The sequence below is a fragment of the Stygiolobus sp. CP850M genome (assembly GCF_037389425.1).
In the GTDB taxonomy this organism is placed as follows: domain Archaea; phylum Thermoproteota; class Thermoprotei_A; order Sulfolobales; family Sulfolobaceae; genus Stygiolobus.
The window spans coordinates 1-4,731 of record NZ_JBBHKR010000021.1 but is presented as its reverse complement, the minus strand read 5'-3'; the positions used below and the strand labels follow the sequence as shown (position 1 = coordinate 4,731).

Genomic DNA, 4,731 nt, shown 5'->3' with positions numbered 1-4,731 from the left:
CGCAAGTGATTTTTACCCTACCGAACCCGTTTTTCCTCGAACTCCCTATGCCTTTGGCGATAGCGTTTTCTATCACCCTGAAGATACTCTCATCTCGTTTCAGCAACTCATAACGTAGGGTACCTAACATTCCAACCACCTCCTTCCCCGCATAGATTACAGTGGCATACCTCATCTTAGAAGGCTCTTCCCTTACTTTCTCTTCTATTTCTGTTATCATTTCTTTATATTCTTCACGATTAAGCTTGAAGTGGTCCATGAAGTTAACCGCAAAGACAAAGGAAAACAAGTTCGTAAAGCGTTTCTTCTTTGACTTAATGATCGGGTCTATGATTAAGGCAGGAGTTAAGATTTCTACCGTGAACTTCCTGTCGCAGTTGAAATTCACCGGGTTGAGCTTGACGTCAACTATTTTCCACTCAGTGTTGAACACTACCTTGTTTTCGAGTTGCGTGAGGGCGACTATTACGTCCTCATACCTACCGCCTACTTCGAAGGAATAAACGTTGCCTCCCTCGACCTCCATGAAGTAAGGCAAAGAAGAGTACTTGACTAGATACAAGCCCCCTTTCTTTAAGGGGGATATGGTCACGTTATTGTTTCTAATTAACGTTTTCCCTACTTTTGAGGTGAATGGCGGTATAATGGCTGAGGAAGTTGGGGTAACGTACACTTCTCCGACTAAATATGTCAAAAAATCACCACCCTCCCAAATACCTGTAAATGAGTCGGGCTAGTTTCTTGTCTAATATATACGAATTACACACCCTTATCTTGTATATCCAAATTCTATCGATAATTATCGGTATCTTTTTATCTGAACGTTTACTAGATGTAATTTCATATTCTCCCAATACGGCTACGGGAAACACTTCGTCAACCATATTTGCTAAGATTAGAGCAGACGAATTCCTTAGTGCTTGCAACGCAGCAAAACTAATTAGGCAATTAGATCTTCGCTTACTCTTGTTTTGTATAGACTTGGATAGTGTGGTTTTAATTTCTAGTAGGTATTTTGCCTTCTTAGGATTATTAGGGTCAATTACTACCCCATCAGGATAGAAATGTTTGCCGTCAAATTCTATTTCTAGATTTTGGATAGTATGGTACTTTTGCGTGAGTATTGATTTTACGGCGTTTTCAGCAGATATTAAGTAGCCGTTAGCTCCGTTAGAATTTCTGAATATCCTAACACATTCAGGCAAGTATTTTGAGAATATTACATTTAGTTTGCTCTTCTTTACTTGAACTAATTCAGCAGAGTATATCTGATTATAGTCTGGTCTTATAACTTCCCCTTTTTCTAGAAATATTCTTATATCGTTGATAAAGATCTCTATTCTTGATGAAGGGTTCATCTATAAATCCCCCTTAGCTAGAGACTGTTAGAAGTCGGCTCTGTCCTTGTCTGTGAACGTTCTCTTGTATAATTACTTGGCTTTTTATGAGAAACAACAAACTCGTAAAAAAAGGAGATAGAGTGTTTTTAACTTGGAGTGTTATATACGATAATTCCATTGTTTCACCCTAATATATTTTTAAATCAATCAGCTTTTAAATTTTTCTCTGCTATTTCTTTGGCTTGAAAGTGATGTATTTGACGGTTTTGTCAGCAGTAGAATAAACCACATCTATTTTATCTCTACACATTAAATCTATATGGGGTTTATTTTTACAACTATTGTGCTTTCTTTTTTAAGTTTTATTATTTTGTTAAAGTTTACATCTACGAAGTTTTCTACCTATTTGGAAAAAGAGTATGTACTATTTTAATTTAGGCGATGTAATTCTCCTATTTCAGTTCTACAAATTAAGTCTTTAACGGGGAGTAAAAAAGAAGTCATTGAGGGAATTTGTAGGAAAAACAATGGATATATCGTATATGACAGTTTTCTTTCTATCAATTCATTATAGGTTATGAAACCTTTTCCTAAACTTATTATTAAGATTTACTTTAACCTAAGCCGTTAATAGCCACGCAACCTCCGTGAAAGAAGTTCGGGGAATTATCAGACACCGGTGTGATAGAAACTGACTTATCAAATGTTTCCTAATGTTATTTTCATTGACAGAGCCCACTTAAGCAGGATCAACAAAGTCCGTGGAGGGTTATAAATAGCGTGGTATTATGAACGCGGGATCGGAGCAATGATCAGTCCCCGTACTTTTTAAGGTAATAGGTGGCTAAAGGAATCACAAGCCTAATACCTTAGTCTTTATAAGGAGTTTGGGCAAAATCCGGTGAGTCAAGACTGGTACTATGATATTAAAAAAGCTTAATGGTTTTGCTACCCCACCCTTATTTCTCATCAACGTCATTTAACATCAAATTTTGCAAAATGAAAATTTAAGGCTTCACGTGTGGATTATAAGACTAAGTCTTTCCATGAATACAAGTTACACAATTTTTAATTAAGGTATATGAGATGCATAAGATGTTAATATGAGTGAGATAGTTGTAGGGAAGGACGACGAGCACTACGTTAGGATCTCAACTCGCCTTGATGAGGTTCACCACTGGAAGGCTTTAGCCGAGAACCTACAGAAGAAGTATCCAGAGAGATGGAGGGTGAATAAGAGGACCTTGTGTAGAGCCCGTTCTTTTCACCAAAAGGCTAGGAGAGTCATGGAGGATTTTGCTAGGAAGGTTGGGAAGTGGGTTGTTGAAATCGCTGAAGATTTCGGTTCTAATGTTATTAAGTTGGAGAACCTAAGGAATCTCATTAAGAATGTTGATAAACTACCAAGTGAGTTTCACGATAAGTTGCATCTGATGCAGTATCGTAGGATTCAGTATTGGATTGAGTGGCAAGCTAAGAAGCACGATATTCTAGTTCAATATGTTAGTCCTAGTTATTCTTCAGTTTCTTGCCCTAAGTGCGATAAAAGGATGGTTGAGGTTTCCCATCGTTAGTTTAAGTGTTCTAGTGGTTATGAGAATGATCGTGATGTAATTGCTGTAGTTAATCTAAATGGGGGTCTCTGACCCTCTCGACTACACCTCAGATGAGGGATGTAAGCCCGAACCCATGATGGAAACCCTCACTGGCGGGTAGGAAGTCAGTCTCATGTCGTAGATTTAACGTTAGGATCCAACCTCATTCTTTGCTCAACTTTTCAAAATTTAATGAGAAGAAAAGCTTAATAGTTGAAAAGATAAATAATGAATTAGGGATGAGGGGGTCAGGTCAGCTGCCGTGCAACCTATCATAGGTCAATTCTGACCCTGCTCATCATCCCCTCATCCCCAATTTCTACTTCAGTAAAAACAGATTTAAAAACTTTTTTGTTTTTATCTTCGCCCTTTTATTATCACAATATGAATATTATAACAGTTCTTTTATTTTATTATTTTCTTTATCTCCATATTAACTAACTATCTTTTATAAATTTAGGGGTAGCTTATGATAAGAAAGTTTAAAACTACAGAATCAGATATATCAGCGGGTTCAGCGGGCCACGCTTTCATCACCGCTCAGAGTGACCCTCGCCCGAGGGTCACTCACCCCGCTTCATCAGCCATTTCTAGTTCTGTAAGACACATTTAAAAACTTTTCTGTTTTTATCTTTATCTTTTTATTATCTCTATGTGAATATTATAACAGTTCTTTTATTTCATTATTTTCTATACTTTAAGATAAACTAACTATCTTTAATTTCATACTAAAAGAGATAAACTATCTCTCATTTTACTATTTTTTGTGTATGAAACTAAATTTTACAATATATTATTTCTCTATGCAGAGACTATTATATTAATGCTCTTTTTAGAGAGCAGTTATTCATTATTGTATTATAGAGGAGTCGTACAGTCTAAAATTCGGAATGGAGTTGAAGAGGGGTAGAACACAATCTCTTGCTTCTAAACACGGTAGAAAGGGGAAATTGCTGACGAGAAAGTACTCCCACCGTGAAAGGAATCATATGCTAGATTATGTTCACAAGTTCATGAACAAACTGTTGGGAATGTATCCTCTCACTATGTTTGTTATCGAGAAGTTGAATAAAAAAGAGATGTTCCAAAATGCGAGTAATAGATTGTCTAAGAAGATTTCGAGGACCGTGTGGAGGACTATACACCGTGTGCTTAAGTACAAGGCTCCCTTATACGGTTCCTTCTTGAAGGAGGTTAACCCTTACCCCACTTCTAAGTCCTGCCCTAGATGTGGATGGGTTTCCCGAAAGGTCGGCTGGACTTTTCACTGCGAGAGGTGTGGGTTCGCTTTAGATAGGCAATTGAACGCATATCTCAATATTTACCTCAGGATGTGCGGGTTTCCCCACATCCGTATAGGGTGTGGGTCGGGGTTATTCCGCTAAAGGGGCTGAGGGGTATGAATGGGTTTTCCCGTGACTATGGTGAATCCCAAAGCTTGAGAATTAAATACAAATTTATGAAAATTCAATGAAGCCCAAACCCCTAGGAGAATGTTTCCAAAAGATGGTATGTCAATTCACAGTACCCCTACTGAAATTAACAAGAAGCGTAAGCTTTGAGCGGAGCCCGGCTCAAAACGTATTCTAGTATATATATTTTTCGTGTGTATTACATCTTTGTACCTTCCTTAATGTTACAAAGTGTTAGGAAAATTCTTTCACGTCTAACACGCCTAACACTACATTAGTTAAATAAACCTAAAGTTTATTAATGTATAATTAGATAGAATTCTTCATGGCTCAAGTTGCTAAGACAAGCACGGACTTGTTGGACATAGCCACTAAGATAGCGAT

At 37.4% G+C, this 4,731-nt stretch carries 2 protein-coding genes and 2 pseudogenes; 2 read left to right on the top strand and 2 right to left on the bottom strand.

Features of this window, described 5'->3' with window-relative positions; all coding sequences use genetic code 11:
- Both WIW89_RS01045 and WIW89_RS01040 read right to left on the bottom strand, forming a co-directional pair.
- The coding region (locus WIW89_RS01045) for a CRISPR-associated endoribonuclease Cas6 (protein WP_337719431.1) at positions 1 to 694 on the bottom strand (694 nt) is incomplete at its 3' end.
- A gap of 4 nt (positions 695 to 698) precedes the next feature.
- Positions 699 to 1,358, bottom strand: coding sequence for a hypothetical protein (locus tag WIW89_RS01040; RefSeq protein ID WP_337719430.1), 660 nt, complete (start codon positions 1,356 to 1,358; stop codon positions 699 to 701).
- 1,076 nt (positions 1,359 to 2,434) lie between these two features.
- Here WIW89_RS01040 and WIW89_RS01035 point away from each other — a divergent pair.
- Positions 2,435 to 3,033, top strand: a pseudogene (locus WIW89_RS01035) (IS200/IS605 family accessory protein TnpB-related protein); the annotation flags it as partial.
- 762 nt (positions 3,034 to 3,795) lie between these two features.
- Positions 3,796 to 4,409: pseudogene (locus tag WIW89_RS01030) on the top strand (zinc ribbon domain-containing protein); the annotation flags it as partial.
- Positions 4,410 to 4,731: the final 322 nt, after the last annotated feature.